This is a genomic window from Mesorhizobium sp. WSM4840 (genome assembly GCF_055811755.1).
This window is the reverse complement of the sequence record NZ_JBVVQD010000123.1, coordinates 1-671: the sequence shown is the minus strand read 5'-3', so window position 1 is coordinate 671 and position 671 is coordinate 1. Positions and strand designations below refer to the sequence as shown.

Here is a 671-nt window from a genome sequence, read left to right as displayed (position 1 = left end):
TGTCAATGTCTGCACCCCAGCTCCCCATTACTGGATCTGCCCATAAGGCAGGTAATGGGCGTCGCCCATTACCTGCCAAAACCGGCACTGTCCGAAGTGTCAGGGACCTGCGGCGCGGGACTGGATGGCCGCCCGTGCCGAAGACCTGCTGCCCGTGGAGTATTTCCACGTGGTTTTCACCCTGCCTGCCGAGATCGCTCAGATCGCCTACTGGAACAAGAAGGCTGTCTATGACCTGCTGTTTCGGGCATCGGCCGAGACGCTGACCACGATCGCGGCCGATCCCAAGCGCCTCGGCGCACGCATCGGCATGACCAGCGTGCTGCACACATGGGGATCGGCGTTGACGCATCACCCGCATGTGCACATCATCGTACCCGGAGGTGGACTATCGCCGGATGGCACCCGCTGGATCGGCTGCCGCCCCGGGTTCTTTCTGTCTGTGCGGGTCCTGTCCCGACTGTTCCGACGGTTGTTTATCGCAGGGCTGCTGGCACTCCATCGCGCTGGCGATCTGACGTTCTACGGTAATCTGCCAGCTCTCGCAGAGGCTGACGCCTTCACCGCCTGGCTCACACCGCTGCGTAAATCCAACTGCCGAGTAGGTGGGGGCGTTACTGCCCCCACCCCTCACAGACCCGGACGTGCAGTTTTCCCGCATCCGGTTCCTC

At 62.6% G+C, this 671-nt stretch carries 1 pseudogene; it reads left to right on the top strand.

The window, feature by feature from the left end:
* Window positions 1-70: 70 nt before the first annotated feature.
* Window positions 71-592 (top strand): annotated as a pseudogene (locus AC0L3I_RS36970) (IS91 family transposase); the annotation flags it as partial.
* Window positions 593-671: the final 79 nt, after the last annotated feature.